Origin of the sequence: Streptomyces sp. NPDC037389 (assembly GCF_040636475.1) — a bacterium.
Lineage (GTDB): Bacteria > Actinomycetota > Actinomycetes > Streptomycetales > Streptomycetaceae > Streptomyces > Streptomyces hesseae.
Genome location: NZ_JBEZUS010000024.1, coordinates 15628 through 32030, shown reverse-complemented (window position 1 = coordinate 32030; position 16403 = coordinate 15628). Strand labels below are relative to the sequence as shown.

10 protein-coding genes are annotated in these 16403 nt (G+C 74.4%); 5 read left to right on the top strand and 5 right to left on the bottom strand.

What is annotated here, in order from left to right:
- The first annotated feature begins 78 nt into the window (after positions 1–78).
- Positions 79–1623: a glycosyltransferase family 39 protein gene (locus AB0E98_RS32165; RefSeq protein WP_361709633.1), complete on the top strand. Its 1545-nt coding sequence runs from the start codon at positions 79–81 to the stop codon at positions 1621–1623.
- A 59-nt stretch (positions 1624–1682) separates the two neighbouring features.
- Here the strand turns inward: AB0E98_RS32165 and AB0E98_RS32160 are convergent, their stop codons facing one another.
- The 4 genes from AB0E98_RS32160 to AB0E98_RS32145 all read right to left on the bottom strand — a co-directional run bounded on the left by AB0E98_RS32160 (position 1683) and on the right by AB0E98_RS32145 (position 9330).
- A complete protein-coding gene (locus AB0E98_RS32160; protein WP_361709631.1) occupies positions 1683–2579 on the bottom strand; it encodes a carbohydrate ABC transporter permease in 897 nt (298 codons plus the stop codon).
- Positions 2576–3937 (bottom strand): ABC transporter permease subunit, encoded by a 1362-nt coding sequence (locus AB0E98_RS32155; RefSeq protein WP_361709628.1) that lies wholly within the window; start codon positions 3935–3937, stop codon positions 2576–2578. The genes AB0E98_RS32160 and AB0E98_RS32155 overlap by 4 nt, the downstream gene beginning before the upstream one ends.
- 14 nt (positions 3938–3951) lie before the next feature.
- Positions 3952–5391, bottom strand: coding sequence for an ABC transporter substrate-binding protein (locus AB0E98_RS32150; RefSeq protein WP_361709625.1), 1440 nt, complete (start codon positions 5389–5391; stop codon positions 3952–3954).
- Between the two features lie 177 nt (positions 5392–5568).
- Complete coding sequence (locus AB0E98_RS32145; protein WP_361709690.1) at positions 5569–9330, bottom strand: FtsK/SpoIIIE domain-containing protein; 3762 nt, start codon at positions 9328–9330, stop codon at positions 5569–5571.
- A 512-nt stretch (positions 9331–9842) separates the two neighbouring features.
- Between AB0E98_RS32145 and AB0E98_RS32140 the strand changes: the two genes are divergently transcribed.
- The 4 genes from AB0E98_RS32140 to AB0E98_RS32125 all read left to right on the top strand — a co-directional run bounded on the left by AB0E98_RS32140 (position 9843) and on the right by AB0E98_RS32125 (position 15909).
- Positions 9843–11678: a serine/threonine-protein kinase gene (locus AB0E98_RS32140; protein WP_361709623.1), complete on the top strand. Its 1836-nt coding sequence runs from the start codon at positions 9843–9845 to the stop codon at positions 11676–11678.
- Positions 11679–11878: 200 nt separating this feature from the next.
- A complete protein-coding gene (locus AB0E98_RS32135; RefSeq protein ID WP_361709621.1) occupies positions 11879–13201 on the top strand; it encodes a serine/threonine-protein kinase in 1323 nt (440 codons plus the stop codon).
- 244 nt (positions 13202–13445) lie between these two features.
- Positions 13446–14552, top strand: coding sequence for a peptide chain release factor 2 (gene prfB / locus AB0E98_RS32130; RefSeq protein WP_361709619.1), 1107 nt, complete (start codon positions 13446–13448; stop codon positions 14550–14552).
- Between the two features lie 256 nt (positions 14553–14808).
- Positions 14809–15909 carry a hypothetical protein gene (locus AB0E98_RS32125; protein WP_361709617.1) on the top strand — a complete coding sequence of 367 codons (1101 nt, stop codon included), beginning with the start codon at positions 14809–14811 and terminating at the stop codon, positions 15907–15909.
- 122 nt (positions 15910–16031) lie between these two features.
- Here the strand turns inward: AB0E98_RS32125 and AB0E98_RS32120 are convergent, their stop codons facing one another.
- Positions 16032–16226: a hypothetical protein gene (locus AB0E98_RS32120; protein WP_311615800.1), complete on the bottom strand. Its 195-nt coding sequence runs from the start codon at positions 16224–16226 to the stop codon at positions 16032–16034.
- Positions 16227–16403 lie beyond the last annotated feature (177 nt).

Here is a 16403-nt window from a genome sequence, read left to right as displayed (position 1 = left end):
TTATCCAATAAGTATGTGTAATCGGGGCATTCTGCGACCGCGTGTGGCCGACAGCAGCGGATGTGGGGAGGGGCGAGGATGGCACGGACCGCGGTACGGCCCGAGCTGAGGACGGAGCCGAGGGCGCCATGGACGGTCACGCTCGGGGACACGCTCCGGGGGTTGCCCGCCGCCGTGCCCCTGGCCGTGATCGTGCCCGCCGCCGTCATGCTCCTCCTGGGCCTGTGGGGGCTCGACCGGGGCACGATGTGGCGGGACGAGGCCGCCACCTTCCAGGTGGCGCGCCGCTCGACGGGCGAGATCCTGCGCCTGCTCGGCCACGTCGACGCCGTGCACGGGCTCTACTACCTGCTGATGCGCCCCGTGCTGGCGCTGCGCGCCGACGAGACCACGCTGCGGCTGCCGTCCGTCGTGGCCGCGGCCGTCACCGCCGGGCTGATCGGCGCGATCGGCTGCCGGCTGGCCCGCCCCCGGGTGGGCCTGTGGGCCGGGCTGCTGTACGCGGCCACCCCGTTCGTCGGCCACTACGCGCAGGAGGGCCGCTCGTACGCCCTGGTCGCGGCGGGCGGCGCGCTGGCGACGTGGCTGCTGCTGGAGGCCGTCGAGCGGGGTTCGCCCGGGCGCTGGGCCGGCTACGGCGCGGTGGTGGCGGTCACGGCGCTGCTGCACGAGTTCGCGATCCTGCTACTGGCGGCCCATGGGTTGACGCTGCTGCTCTCCCGGGTCCCGGGGCGGATATGGCGCGGTTGGGGCTGCGCGGCGGCCGCGGCCTGCGCCGTGCTGGCGCCGCTGGCCGTGCTCTCCCGGGGCCAGAGCGAGCAGGTCTCCTGGCTCCGCACACCGGGATACGAGCAGGCGAAGGCGCTCCTCCACGCCTTCGCGGGCCCCGGTGAGCCCGTGGTGGCCGGCGTGGTCGCGCTGATGGCCGTCGCCGCGCTCGCCCCCCTGCCCCGCACGGGCCCGCTGCGGCTGACCGCCATCGCCCTGCCGCTGGCCGTCGTACCGCCGGTGCTGCTCTACGCGGCCTCCCAGTTGCAGCCGCTCTTCCTCGACCGCTATCTGCTCTTCTGCCTCGCGGGCGTCCCGCTGCTGGCGGCCGCCGGCGCGGAACGACTCCTCGGGCTATTGCCGTGGCCACGCGTCGTGGCGGCGGTCGGGGTCGCGGCCGTGGCGGCGGTCTTCGTGGCGCAGTTGCCCTTCCACGAGCGCGAGCGGCTGCCGTCCAGCCGGGGTGACGAACTCGCCCGGGTGGCCGCCGCCGTCGGGAGGACGGCCCGGCCGGGGGACGCGGTGCTGTTCCTCCCGCTCCACGAGCGCCGCATATCCCTGGCCTACCCGGAGGCCTTCAGGGGGCTGCGGGACCTCACCCTCAAGAAGTCGCCCGCCGCCTCCGGCACCCTCTACGGCCAGGAGGTCGGGGCGTGGGAGCTGCGCTCCCGGCTACGGGGGCTCTCCCCGGGGACGCGGGTGTGGGTGGTGGCGGACACGACCACGGTCGGGACGCCCTGGTTCCGGGCCCAGCGCGCCGAGTCCGCCAAGGCCAGGGAGCTCGACGCGCTGTACCGGGAGGAGTCCACGGTGTTCGTACGGGGAGGCGCGGTGTCGCTGTACCTGCGGCGTTAGCCGTCACGTACCTGTGGCGTTAGCCGCCACGTACCTGTGGCATGGCCACGCACACGCCGTCACTTCACCGCGCCCGCCATCACCCCGCTCACGAACTGACGCTGGAAGGCGAAGAACACCGCGAGCGGAACGATCATCGAGAGGAAGGCGCCCGACGCGAGGATGTCCACGTTGTCGCCGAACTGCCGGACCTGCTGCTGAAGGGCCACCGTGATGGGAGGGTTGCCGCTGTCCGCGAAGATCAGCGCGACCAGCATGTCGTTCCACACCCACAGGAACTGGAAGATGCCCAGGGAGGCGACGGCCGGCCCGCCCAGCGGCAGTACGACCCGGGTGAACAGCCGTAGCTCGCCCGCGCCGTCCAGCCGGGCCGCCTCCAGCAGCTCGCGCGGTATCTCCGCGAAGAAGTTCCGCAACAGGAACACCGCGAAGGGCAGCCCGAAGGCGGTGTGGAAGAGCACCACACCCACGGTGGACTCGAAGATGCCCAGCGCGCTGAAGAGCTTGGCCACCGGGATCAGCGCCACCTGCACGGGCACCACGAGCAGCCCCACGACGACCATGAACCACCAGTCCCGGCCGGGGAAGTCCAGCCAGGCGAAGGCGTATCCGGCGAGGGCGCCGACGAGGATCACCAGCACCGTCGCCGGGACGGTGATCAGCGCGGTGGTCAGAAGGGAGTGCGTCACCTTGTCGTTGGCGAAGAGCGTGCGATAGCTCTCCGTCGTCAGCTGGGACGGGTGGGCGAAGACCTGCCACCAGCCGGAGGCGGCGATGTCGGCCTTGTCGCGCAGCGAGGACAGCAGCAGCCCCACGGTCGGCATCAGCCAGAACAGCCCGACCAGGACGAGGAAACCACGCGTCGCCCCCGCGCCCAGGCGGGCGGCCAGCCGGGCGGGGAGGGAGCGCTCGCCCCGTACAACCTCGCCCCGTACAGCGGTGTCTTGAAGGCTCATCGTTGCCGCTCCTTCCGGATCCGGCGAATGTTCACGATCACCACCGGAGTGACGAGCAGCAGCAGGAAAACGGCGATGGCGCTGCCCACGCCCTGGTTGACGTCCGTGCCGAAGGAGGATTGATAGAGCTGGAGGGCCAGCACATTGGCGTTGTCGAGGCTGGAGCCCGGGGCGATGATGTAGACCAGGTCGAAGATCTTCAGCACGTTGATCATCAGGGTGACGACCACCACCGCGAGGACCGGTGCCAGCAGGGGCACCGTCACCCGGCGGAAGACCTGCCACTCGTTGGCCCCGTCGACGCGCGCCGCCTCCAGCAGCTCGCGCGGCACGCCCGCCAGGCCGGCCGCGATGAGCACCATGGCGAAGCCCGCCCACATCCAGATGTACGCGCCGATGATCGACGGCGTCACCAGGGAGGGGCCGAGCCAGTCGACGCCGTTGTAGGCGGAGGCGAAGTTGGCCGCGGCCAGCCGCAACCGGGCGCCGTCCGCCGCCGCGGGCAGGGTGAAGGTGCCGTCGGGGTCCGTGGTGGTGGAGGCGACGGTCCTACCGTCCTTGACGGCCTCCACCGTCACCCCGGCCAGGGCCTTCTCACCCGCGTCGATCTTCCCGGCCGTTCCGCCGCCGCCCCGGGTGAAGTCCATCCACACCGTGCCGGTGACCTTCCCGGCCACGTCCCGCGCGGGGATGGCGTCCCTGGCGCCGGACACGTCCTCCGGCTTCACGGCCACCAGCGGCAGCGCCACCGCGCTGCCCGCCCGCGCCGCCGTCTTCGTCAAGAAGCCGCCGTCGCTCGCCACGAGGTCCCCCGCCGGCCGGGGGTGCGCCCCCGGGAAGGGGGCGGGAGCGGCGAAGGTGTCGTGGATGCCGACCCAGACGGCGTTGGCGACGCCTCGGTCCGGGTTCTGCTCGTACACCAGGCGGAAGATGATGCCCGCCGCGAGCATCGAGATGGCCATCGGCATGAAGACGACGAGCTTGAACGCCGTGCCCCAGCGCACCCGTTCGGTGAGCACCGCGAAGATCAGGCCGAGGGCGGTGGCCACGGAGGGGGCGACGACGACCCAGATGACATTGTTCTTCAGCGCCGTGCGGATCCGCGCGTCGGTGAAGACCTCCTGGTAGTTGTCCATGCCCACGAAGCCATGGCCGGAGGCGTCGAAGAGGCTGCGGTAGACGGAGAAGCCGATGGGATAGACGACGAGGGCGCCCAGCAGGGCCAGCGCGGGCAGCAGGAAGCAGGCGGCCACCCAGGGCCGTGTGCCGAGCGCGCCCCGGCCCTTGCCCCGCACCGGGGCCGGAGCCGGGCGTACGGGGGGATCGGGTGGCGGTGGAACGGCTGTGGCGGTGGTCATGGCGACCAGTCCTGTCAGTTCTTGAAGGCCTTGGCCGCGTCGGACTCCAGCCGCTGCTGGGTGCCCTCCACGTCCGCCGGGTTCCGCAGGAAGTCCTGGAGATCCTTCCACTCGCCCTGCCCCGGTTTGCCGCCGAACGCGGCGGGCGCCTGGTCGGACATGTCGAAGCGGAAGGAATCGCCCGCCGAGACCAGCGCCTTGGCGATGGAGCGCTGCACGTCGTCGGGGTAGGAGGCGAGGTCGAGGTTCTTGTTCGCGGAAATGAAGCCGCCCTCCCTCGCCCAGATCCCGGCGGCGTCGGTGGAGGCCAGGAAGGTCAGCAGCGCCTGCGCCGCCTGGCCGTCCTTGAGGGCCACGCCCACGTCGCCGCCGGTCACCACGGGCGAGCGGCCGCCGACCGCCGGGAAGGGGAAGACCTTGGCGTCGGTGCCGATCTTCGCCTTGGCGGCAGTGATGTTCGCGGCCGCGAAGTCGCCCTCGAAGACCATGGCGGCCTTCGCCTTCTCGCCCCCGCTGAAGGTCTGGGTGACGGACGTGGGGAACTGTGCCTGGAGCGCGCCCTCCTGGCCGCCCGCCAGCAGCTCCTTCTTGCCGAAGAGCTGGCCGAGCGTGGTCAGCGCCTCCTTGACGGAGGGGTCGGTCCATTTGATCTTGTGCTGGGCCAGCTGGTCGTACTTCTCCGGGCCCGCCTGGGAGAGGTAGACGTTCTCGAACCAGTCCGTGAGCGTCCAGCCGTCCGCGCCGCCCACCGACACCGGCGAGACGCCGAACTCGGCGACGGCCTGCGCGGTACGCAGGAAATCCGGCCAGGTCGCGGGCACCTTGACGCCCGCCGCTTCGAAGATCTTGGTGTTGTACCAGACGAGGGACTTGTTGCTGGTCTTGAAGTACACGCCGTACTGCTTGCCGTCGGCGGAGCCCAGATCCTGCCAGCCCTGGGGGAAGTTCTTCTTCAGTTGCGCCCGGGCCTCCTCGCCCAGCGGTTTGAGCCACCCCTTACCGGCGAACTCCCGTAGTGCGCCCGGCTGTTGCAGCATCGCCACGTCCGGCGGGTCGCCGCCAGCCACCTTGGAGCCGATGAAGGCGGACATGTCGTCGCCGCTGGGCACGTACGCGACCTCGGCGCCGGTGCGCTTGGCGAACTCGTCCAGGACCTTGGTGAAGCTCTTCTGCTCGACCCCCGTCCAGACAGCGGTCACCTTGAGCTTCTGCCCGTTGAGCTTGGGGAGTTGCACGGTATGCGTGATGAGGTCGGACTGTCCGGGGGCGGGTCTGTCGCCGTTCTTGTCCTTGTCCCCGCCGCTGTCCCCGCAGCCGGCGGCGGTCAGCGCCAGCGCTCCCGCCACGGCCAGGGCCAGCGCGCCCCTCCGCGCGCCCGCGCCGCCCGCTCCGCGCGGGCGTGGAGTGCGCTCCGCGCGTGCCGCGCGGAGCGATGTACGTGTTGCCGTGCGCATGGCCCGTACCTCCCGTGCCCGGTCCCCGTCGACGGCCGCGCCGCACGTCGCCCCGGCATACGGCCGCACTCCCGTGCGACAGTCCTACGCCCCGGCACGGACCGCCGCAATACCGTCTCCGACGTCAACCAGCCGATCGTGACAGGGCTGTGACGCTCCGGCACGGACGGTCCGCCACTACAGCAACGGGGGTGCCGCCTGGGCCCCGGCGGACTGCGCCGCGCGCTGGAGGGCGCTGGCCAGCAGGGCGAGGTCGGTGGGGCCGTTGCCCAGTTCGCGCACCGGCCGGCGGGTGGGCGGGTCGCCCAGACGCTGCCAGTCGAGGGTCACGACCGTCGGCCGGAGCGTCGCCGTGCGGGGGATGCGGCCGGTGACCCGGCCCGCCTGGAACGGGGTGGTCGCGTCGTCGTCCGGACGCCGCAACCGGCCGCGCCCCGGGGCGGGTTCGCCCGCGCCCGGCCCGTCTCCGCCGGCGTCCGCCGACGGCGGGGCGATGTCCAGCGTCACCCGCAGCCCGGCCCGCTCGACCGCCGCCGTGTCGGCCGTACGGTCCGGACGGCCCGACGCGGCGATCAGATGCACCCCGAGCCGCTCGCCGTCCCGCGCCACGGCCTCCAGGGCCCGTACGACCGAACCGGCCGCCGGGCGGCCCGTGCTGCCCAGCGCGGGGGCGACCAGGGAGTCGAAGTCGTCGACGAGCACGACGAGCCGGGGCAGGGCCGTCTCGGCCGTACGCGTCCGACCGCCGCTCTGCGTACGCAACTTGAGCGTCCCGCTCGGCGCCGACTCGAGATCGGCGGCACCGGAACCGGGGACGGCACCGCCACCGGCACCGATGCCCGAACCGGACACGGGCCCGGACGCGGCCGCCGTGACCTGAGCGGCGGCGACCGGAGCCGGGGCCGCCGTCGGCTCGGCGGAGCGGCGCGGGCCGACCACGTTCGGGCCGGGGGCCGGGTTCCGGTCGTGCCAGCCGACGAAGTCCAGCGTGCCCAGCAGCTCGGCGCGGCGCTTGAGCTCCGACGCGAGCGCCTGGGCGAACTCCCGCATCCGCACCGGGTCGGCGGCGGCGAGGTACGTCGACACGTGCGGCAGGTCCGTGCAGACCCGCAGGCCCTCGCCCCGCTCGGCGGCCGCCCCGTCCACCAGGACGAGCGAGAGCCGGTCCGGCCGGTCGGCCGCCGCGAGCGACGCGGCGAGCGAACGCAGCAGCTCGGTCTTCCCGCTGCCCGGGGAGCCCTCCACCAGCAGATGCGGCCCGTCCGCCGCGAGGTCCACGGACAGCGGGCCGTGCGGCCCGGCCCCCAGTACGGCCACGGCCCGGCCCCCGGGCCGGGTGCCCCGGTCGGTGGCGGCCGCCCAGCGGGCGGTCAGCGAGGCGGGCGTGGCCCGGGCGAGCCCCAGCTCGTCCAGCAGCCGGGACGACCGGGGCAGCGCCGCCGCGATGCGCGAGGCGTGCGCGGGGTCGCCCACGTTGTCCGCCATGCGCAGGGGCGCCAGGGCCCGCGCGAAGCGCTCGGCCCACGCGCCGGACACGGCGTCGAGCGCGGCGATCATCGTGTGGCCCGGGCGCACGGGGTGCGCTACGGGCGCGGACGGCGCCGAGGCGCGGTGGATGACCTGCACCACCGTCGCCACGTCACCGCTCAGCAGCGCGACCGCGCCGCAGTGCGCGAACGCGGGGGAGACCGCCTCGGCCGACGCGAGCGTCGCGGAGACGGGGGAGGCGGGCGTCGTGGCCGGGGCCTCCGCCAGGCACAGGACGTGGATGCCCGCCGCCGGACCGCCCGTCGCCAGCCGCGCGACCGTCTCGCGCAGCGCCGTCGAACCGGGGTCGCCGTCGACGATCAGCACCGTGTACGGGCCCTCGTGCCGCGCGGCGGCCGCCGCCACGGCCTCGGGCGGCGCCGTCGTCCAGCCCGTGCCCAGCGGGCCGTCGTCCAGGCGCCGCACCAGCTCGGCGGTACGGGCCTCGGCCTGTTCCCGGTCGTAGCCGACGAGCAGCCGGCAGTCCTGCCCGTGCGCCGGCCGCAGCTGCGGCAGCCAGCCCAGCCAGGACCACTCCGCCGCCCGCTCCTCGGCCGGACGCGACCGGTCGGTGCTGATCAGTACGTACTCCAGGGTGCCGGGCGCGTGGAGCGCGGCCAGCTGCGCCAGCACGGAGCGGGCGAGCCCGGACAGCCGCTCCCGGGGCCCGGTCATGCCGAGCGCCCCGACCTCGCGCAGCCCGACCGTCACCGGTACGGACGGCAGCGGCTCGCCGCCGTCGGGCGCGTAACGGTCGGCCGTGCCCAGCCGGACGGTGAGCAGGTCCGGGTGGCCCGGGCCGCGCTCCCACAGCCGGGGGCCCGGCCCCAGCGCGGTCAGCAGCACGGCGGCGGGGTCCGGCCAGCGCTCGCGCAGCGCGGCGGCGGTGCCCGGGGCGCGCTCGGGCGCGCCAGTGGCCTGCTCCTGCGGCCCCTCGCCCACCGACGCCTCGCGCTGCGCGGCGGCGCGCCCGCCACCGGCGAGGCGGCGGGCCCACGCTCCTATGCCGCGGGCACGGCGCTTGCCGCCGCCGTCCGCCTGCGGCGGCTGCGCGGGCGCGGCGGCCGTGCCGGGGGTCAACGCGGCGTTGCCGCGCACGGTGTGGGTGGCGTGGCCGCCGTCGCCGCCATCGCCGTAGGCGTCCGCCTGGTGCGGCGGGTACGTGCCGGGGGGCGCCGTCGCCGCGTCGGCTCCGGTGAGGTTCGCGAATCCGGCGGCCTGGTTCGTCCCGCCGTCGCCCCGGCCGTTCGTCCGGTCCTTGTCCCGGTCCGGGGACGCGTCGAGGGGGCCGCCGCTCCGCCACGCGGGCCCCTGCTCGGGGTCGCCCGCACGGGCCGCCCGCGCGTCCGAACCCCAACTGGCCGGCGCCCGCCCGGACGCGGGCACGCCACCCGCGAAACCGGCCTGTGCTCCCGCGCCCCAGCCCGGCTCCCCGCCGCCGGCCGAGGGGCCGGCGGAGCCGCCGGGTACGACCGTGCCGGCCGCCGAGGCCGCTGTGCCGGCCTGCCCGTCCGGATTCGTATGTCCGCTCGTATGGCCCGTACGGGCGCCTGCACCCCGGCTCCCAGGACCGGTGTCCGCCGAGGCCGCCGCCGTAGCCGGGCCGGCCGCGAGGCCACCGCCCAGCGCCCCGGCGCCCCCAGGGGCGCCCGTATCGCGTCGCGCGCCCGGTAGCGCCACCGCGCTCTCCCCGGGCCCGGCCGCCCCCCGCACTCGCACGGGCACCCGTAGGTGCCCTTCGCCGTCCGGTGTCGCCGGGAGGGCGCCCGGGGCGTCGGGGGCGTCGGGGGCGTTCGAGGCACCTGCCCCCGCACCCACCCCGTAAAGGCTCAGCGTCGACTCGCCGACCCGCAGCAGCGCGCCCGGGGCCAGGGGGACGGGGGTGCCGTCGACCGGGGCGCCGTCCAGGGCGGTGCCGTTCGTCGAGCCAAGGTCGTGGAGGGTGACGACGCCGGCGTCGGAAAGCGTCACCGCGCAGTGGAGGCGGGAGACGTCGGGGTCGTCCAGGGGGATGTCCGCCGAGCTGGAGCGGCCGACGCGGACCTCGCCGCCGTGCAGCAGGTGGACGCCGCCCGCGTCCGGGCCGGAGACCACGTGGAGGCGCGCGGCGGCCGGGAGGGGGCCGGTGAGGGGGACGTGGCGTTCGGGGTCGGCGGGGGCGCCCAGGGAGAGCACCGCGCCGTCGATCAGCGGCGGCTCGCCCAGCACACAGCGTTGCGGGTCGAGCCGCTCGTCGCCGGAGTGGACGACGACGGCACCGCTGCCGAGGTCGGATCCCGCCGCCGCGACGGCCGTGGCGAGGCCGCTGGTCACGGCGGCCAGGGCGGTCCCCGCGGGGGCGGTCACGAGCACATCGCAGGCGCACGTGGTGTGGCCGCTGAGCGGCCCGAGGACGGTCAGCCGGATCTGCATCGCCGTCAACGGTCCCTTCCTGCCCGGAGTACGCGGCAGGGGCGGCGCCAGGCCTTCCCCCACCTCGCACGGGCGCGTCGGCACGTACAGGTCACCACGTCGCGCGGGGTCTTCCCGCTCCCTCCCCGCCGCATCCGTGCTGGCGAGCAGCATCCTCTCGCCGCGAGCATCCTCGCATCCACCGGGGACGATTCGCCCGGCGAGACTCGATTCGTGATCTTGAACGACGGTCCGAGTATGCGAAACGCGCTGGTCGTGGTGGGGCGATGGCTGATTTCTTCTGGGAATTGCCTCCTCTCGACCCCTTTATTGCCGATATTGAGGGGAGCGCCACCGCTTGCGGCAACCATCCGCACCCGGCCCGCGTCTTTCCCATGAGCCCCACCCATAAGCCCACCGGATTCGCCGGGCCGACGGTCCGGACGGCGGCACTACAGTGGGGCGGAGGTGCCGGTGGAAGGCGACGGTATCGAAGGCTTCGGCATCCGGATCACGACCAGGGAGCGCATGACGTGCGGCCGGTAGGCAGCAAGTACCTGCTCGAGGAGCCGCTCGGACGCGGCGCCACGGGCACCGTCTGGCGTGCCCGCATGGGGGCATCCCCTGGCGCGTCAGCGCTCAGGGGGAGTGAGGCGGCCGGCGCCGAGGCGGCGGTGGCGGGGCAGCCCGGCGAGACCGTCGCGATCAAGGTCCTCAAGGAGGAGCTGGCCCACGACGCGGACGTCGTGATGCGCTTCCTGCGCGAGCGCTCCGTGCTCCTGCGGCTGACCCACCCCAACATCGTCCGCACCCGCGACCTCGTCGTCGAGGGCGATCTCCTCGCGCTCGTCATGGACCTGGTCGACGGCCCGGACCTCCACCGCTACCTCCGCGAGAACGGCCCCTTCACGCCCGTCGCGGCCGCGCTGCTCACCGCGCAGATCGCCGACGCCCTCGCCGCCAGCCACGCCGACGGCATCGTCCACCGCGACCTCAAGCCCGCCAACGTGCTGCTGAAGAGCGAAGCCGGGCAGATGCACCCGATGCTCACCGACTTCGGCATCGCGCGCCTCGCGGACTCGCCCGGCCTGACCCGCACCCACGAGTTCGTCGGCACCCCGGCCTATGTCGCGCCCGAGTCCGCCGAGGGCCGCCCGCAGACCTCCGCCGTGGACATCTACGGCGCCGGCATCCTGCTGTACGAGCTGGTCACCGGCCGTCCGCCGTTCGCGGGCGCCACCGCCCTGGAGGTCCTCCACCAGCACCTCAGCGCCGAGCCGCGCCGCCCCACGACCGTGCCCGAGCCGCTGTGGACGGTCATAGAGCGCTGTCTGCGCAAGCGCCCCGAGGAGCGGCCCAGCGCCGAGAACCTCGCCCGCGGCCTGCGCGTCGTCGCCTCCGGCGTCGGCGTGCACGCCTCCCCGGACCAGGCAGAGGCGGCGCTGGGCGTCGGCGCGCTGCTCGCGCCCGACCCCGAGCCCACCCGGGTGCCCGGTACGGGCCTCCACACCCTCCCCGGCACGGGTCCCGCCACCGGCGACGCCGACCCCACCCAGGTGCTCCCGTCCTCCGCCGGGACCGCCCCGGCCGGGTACGACCCGAACGCCGCGACCAGCGTCCTGCCCAGCACCGGCCTGTCGGGCCCCGGGCGGACCGGCGACGCCGACCCCACCCAGGTGCTCTCCGCGGGCTCCGGCCCGCAGGGCGGCGACCCCACGCGCGTCATGCCGCCCGTACCGCCGGGGCCGCCGTCCGCCCAGCCGGGCCAGGGCGACAGCCCGCACCCGTGGCAGAACCAGATGCGCGCCGCCCGCGACCGCAACGAGCAGACCCAGTACCTCGACCCGGGCGAGGACCCGCTGCGCCGCAGGCCCCAGCGCCGCCCGGCCCAGCCGCCGCAGGGCTACCAGCAGCCGCCCCAGCAGCAGTACGCCCCGCAGCCGCCGCAGCAGCAGTACCCGGCGCGGCGGCCGCCCCGGCGGCAGCCGCAGCCCCAGCCTCAGCGGGCACCGCGCTACCAGCAGCCCCCGCAGCCGCCCCAGCCCCAGCCGCAGCGGTACGCCCCCGCGCCCCCGCCCGAGCCGACGCCCGCCCCGCGCCGGGAGCCGCGCCCGCCGCGCCAGCGCAGCGCGAACCCCATGCGGATCCCGGGCCTGGGCTGCCTCAAGGGCTGTCTGTTCATGATCGTCTTGCTGATCGTCGGCTCCTGGCTGGTGTGGGAGTTCACGCCGCTCAAGGACTGGGTCGCCGACGGCAAGAGCTTCTGGGACGCCGCCCGGGACTGGATCACCAGCGTCAAGGACTGGCTCTCGAGCCTGGGCTCCGACTCCGGAGCGGGGTCGGGTTCCGGCCAGTCACCGGGATGGTGACGGGGTGTTGGAGAACCGATAAGGCAGTCGATATGTCGACACCCGAAGGGTGTTTTCTGCCTCAGAAGTAACGGTTGGCACTGAATCGGTGTCCCCAACGCCCCTCCGGCCGCGTAGCTTGGTCGCCAGCGCGGGTGACGGCCGCCCGGCCGCGCCCGTCGGATGATGTCGCCGGATGGCGGAGGAGTCGGGGAACAGTCTTGGCACGGAAGATCGGCAGCCGGTACACCGCCCACCAGGTCCTGGGACGGGGCAGTGTCGGGACGGTGTGGCTCGGCGAAGGCCCCGAGGGGCCGGTCGCCATCAAGCTCCTGCGGGAGGATCTCGCCTCCGACCAGGAGCTCGTCGGCCGCTTCGTGCAGGAGCGCGCGGCCCTCCTCGGTCTCGACCACCCCCATGTGGTCGGCGTCCGCGACCTCGTCGTCGACGGCAACGACCTCGCCCTGGTCATGGACCTCATCCGCGGCACCGACCTGCGCACCCGGCTCGACCGCGAGCGGCGCCTCGCGCCCGAGGCGGCCGTCGCCATCGTGGCCGACGTCGCCGACGGCCTCGCCGCCGCGCACGCCGCCGGGGTGGTGCACCGCGACGTCAAGCCCGAGAACGTCCTCCTCGACATGCAGGGCCCCCTCGGGCCCGCCGGCGCGCACCCCGCGCTGCTCACGGACTTCGGCATCGCCCGGCTCGTGGACGTGCCCCGCCCGGCGCCCGCCCGCGACCGGGACCGTGACCGCTCGCCGGGCGCCCGCAGCGTCATCGGCACGCCCGACTACCTCGCCCCCGAGATCATCGAGGGCCTGCCGCCGCGCGCGTCCGTCGACGTCTACGCCCTGGCCACCGTCCTCTACGAGCTCCTGGCCGGTTTCACGCCCTTCGGCGGCGGCCATCCCGGGGCGGTGCTGCGGCGCCATGTGACGGAGACGGTGGCGCCGCTGCCGGGCATCCCCGACGAGCTGTGGCAGCTCGTCGTGCAGTGCCTCGCCAAGGCCCCGGCGTCCCGGCTGCGCGCCTCGGAGCTGGCGGCCCGGCTGCGGGAGCTGCTGCCGCACCTGGCCGGGATTCCGCCGCTCGACATCGACGAGCCGGAGGAGGAGGCTCCCGCCGCCGCGGAGGGGGGCCCTGCCCCCGCTCCCTCTGCCGCGGCGGCCGTGCCCGAGCCGCGCCGGCGGGGCGTGGTGCCGCTCGTGCCGGGGGCGGGCGTCTCGGACTCCAGCCGGGACACCCACACCAGCATGCGGGTGCCCGGGCCCGAGGAGCTCGCGGGCGGCCCCCACGGGACGGCTCGCGCTCCGCGCTCGCCGGGGCAGCCGCGGGCGGGCTCCGCGCGCCACCGCTCCCCGGCGGAGCAGGTACGGCGCCGCCGCATCCGCCTCGGCGCGGCGGCCGTCGCGCTGGCCGCGGCGGCGGGTGTCGGCGGCTGGTTCGCCACGAGCGGCGGTTCGGACACGGGCGACGCGAAGCCGGGCGGCTCCCAGCCGCCGGGCATCCACCACACGGCGCCGCCGGTGGCGGGCACGCGGTAGGGGGCGGCGCGGGGCGGGGGCGGTCCGGCACCGCCGGGCACGTAGCGGGTGGCTGATCTCCCCCAGCTACCGCTGGGAGGTACCCCCAGTTTCCCGGGGCTGCCGCCCCGGCCCCCCTCGGACCCGCGCCCGGGCGGGGCGAAGCCTCCCGCTGCGGCCCCCGCCCCGCCCGGAAGGGCGGCCTCCAGGCGTTCCGGGTGCTCCTTCGGACCGGGAAGCCCGGCGCAGCCGTTAGGCTGGGTGCGTGGCAGTCGTTGATGTATCCGAAGAGCTGAAGTCCCTCTCCTCGACCATGGGGTCGATCGAGGCCGTTCTGGACCTCGACAAGATGAGGGCCGACGTCGCCGTGCTCGAGGAGCAGGCGGCCGCCCCGTCACTCTGGGACGACCCGGAGGCGGCGCAGAAGATCACCAGCAAGCTGTCGCACCTCCAGGCGGAGCTGCGCAAGACGGAGACGCTCCGCGGCCGCATCGACGACCTCGGGGTGCTCTTCGAGCTCGCCGAGGCCGAGGACGACGCCGACGCCCTCGCCGAGGCCGAGACGGAGCTCACCTCCGTCCGCAAGGCGCTCGACGAGATGGAGGTCCGCACCCTCCTCTCCGGCGAGTACGACTCCCGCGAGGCCCTCGTCAACATCCGCGCCGAGGCCGGCGGCGTCGACGCCTCCGACTTCGCCGAGCGCCTCCAGCGCATGTACCTCCGCTGGGCCGAGCGCCACGGCTACAAGACCGAGATCTACGAGACGTCGTACGCCGAAGAGGCCGGCATCAAGTCGACCACCTTCGCCGTCCAGGTGCCGTACGCCTACGGCACCCTCTCCGTCGAGCAGGGCACCCACCGCCTGGTCCGCATCTCGCCCTTCGACAACCAGGGCCGTCGCCAGACCTCCTTCGCAGGCGTCGAGGTGCTGCCGGTCGTCGAGCAGACCGACCACGTCGAGATCGACGAGTCCGACCTCCGCGTCGACGTCTACCGTTCCTCCGGCCCCGGCGGCCAGGGCGTCAACACCACGGACTCCGCGGTCCGCCTGACGCACCTCCCCACCGGCATCGTCGTCTCCTGCCAGAACGAGCGCTCGCAGATCCAGAACAAGGCGACCGCCATGAACGTCCTCCAGGCCAAGCTCCTTGAGCGCCAGCGCCAGGAGGAGCGCGCCAAGATGGACGCGCTCAAGGGCGACGGCGGCAGCTCCTGGGGCAACCAGATGCGTTCGTACGTCCTGCACCCGTACCAGATGGTCAAGGACCTCCGCACGGAGTTCGAGGTCGGCAACCCCACCTCCGTCCTCGACGGTGACATCGACGGGTTCCTCGAGGCCGGCATCCGCTGGCGCAAGCAGCAGGAGAAGTAGAACAACTCCCTCCGCTTGTTTGCCGCAACCCCCGCATAGCCGGACATCGCGCCCGTAAGTTCCTTGACGCTGCCCAGAAAACTGGGAAGGCTGGCGCGCGGCATGCGAATCACTGGGGCGCGTGTGGCGGGGGGCGAGCGGCCCGGCCCGTACGACATGCGTACGGGGCCGGATCGGTCACGCCGTCCCCCGAAGCGCCGCGGCCCCGTGCGCAGCTGCTCCATCGACGAGTTCAGCTACTGGGGGTAGCAGGCAGATGACGAGTAAGACGCGACTGCGCGTTGCGCGCATAGCCGCCGGCGCGATGATCGCCGCCGGCGCTTCGCTGACGGCCGCGGGTGCGGCCTCGGCCGCCGGTGTCGACGTCGAGGTCGGCGGTTTCGGCGTGAAGGGCGGCGTCGGTGTGCACACCGCGGCCGCCGACGACCCCACCACCGGCCCGACCGAGATCCCGCAGCCCACGTCCGGCACGGGCGGCTCCACGACCGGCGGTTCCACGACGGGTGGTTCCACGACGGGTGGTTCCACGACCGGCGGCTCCACCACTGGCGGTTCCACCACGGGCGGTTCCACGACCGGTGGCGAGACCACCGGCGGTTCCACCACGGGTGGCGGCTCCACGACCGGTGGTTCCACGACCGGTGGCACGACCACCGGTGGCTCCACCACGGGTGGCGAGACCACGACCGGCGGCTCCACCACGGGCGGTTCCACCACCGGTGGCGAGACCACGACCGGCGGTTCCACGACCGGTGGCTCGACCACCGGCGGTGGTTCGACGACCGGTGGCTCCACCACGGGTGGCGGCTCCACGACCGGCGGTTCGACGACCGGTGGCTCCACCACCGGCGGCGGTACGACGGGCGGTTCCACGACCGGCGGCGGCACCACCGGTGGCTCCACCTCGGGCGGCTCCACCACCGGCGGCGGTACGACCGGTGGCTCCACGACCGGCGGCGACCACGGCTCCACCACTGGTGGCTCGGGCGCCACCGGCGGCTCCGCCACCGGCGGCTCCGCCACGACCGGCGGTGGCTCCACCGGCGGTGACGGCGGCGACGACGCCCGTACCTGCCCGGTGGACACCGACGGCAACTGCAATACCAGCCCCGACAACGCCGGCGTCCAGCCCGTCCAGCAGGGCAAGCCCAAGGAGGAGCTGGCCCAGACCGGTCAGTCCGGTCAGTCCGGGCAGGGCGGCCAGTCCGGCCAGCCCGCGCAGGCCGGTCAGCTGGCCGAGACCGGTGCCGGTCAGACCACCTTCCTCGTGGTCGGCGCCGCCACGATGATCGCCGGTGGCATCGGCTTCCGGATGCTGCCGCGCCTGATCGAGCGCGGCGGCGCGGCCGCCGCCTGACGGCCCCGGCCGTAAGCGCGCACACGACGACCGGGGCCCGGGACGCGGAAAGCGTCCCGGGCCCCGGCCCATAAGCATCAGTATTCAAGCATCGGTATCGATATCGGAGAGCGACCGGGTCGCTACCCTGTGAATCCGCGCGCGAGCACGGCAAGAGCGACGAGCACCACCAGCAGCGCGATCAGCGCGGCCGGCGTGAGGCCGCCGAAGATGCCTTCCTGGTGCTGCAACCGCTCGCGGCTCGCCCGGCAGACCGGGCACCTGCCCTCATTGACAGGGGCCGCGCAGTTGGCGCACACCAGTCGGTCGCATGTCATGCGAAGTCCTCCTCCGGTACGTCCAACGCGCGGGAACGTGGTGCGGTTCCCCTTACCACTGTGCCAGCTTTACCGCCGTCCGGCGCGGCCGGCCCGGTGAAGCGCGAAATGGAACCCAATTGTCCCGTTGACTACCGAGGCCGACTGCGCGTGCACGGGCGGTTCGGTATGGTCACG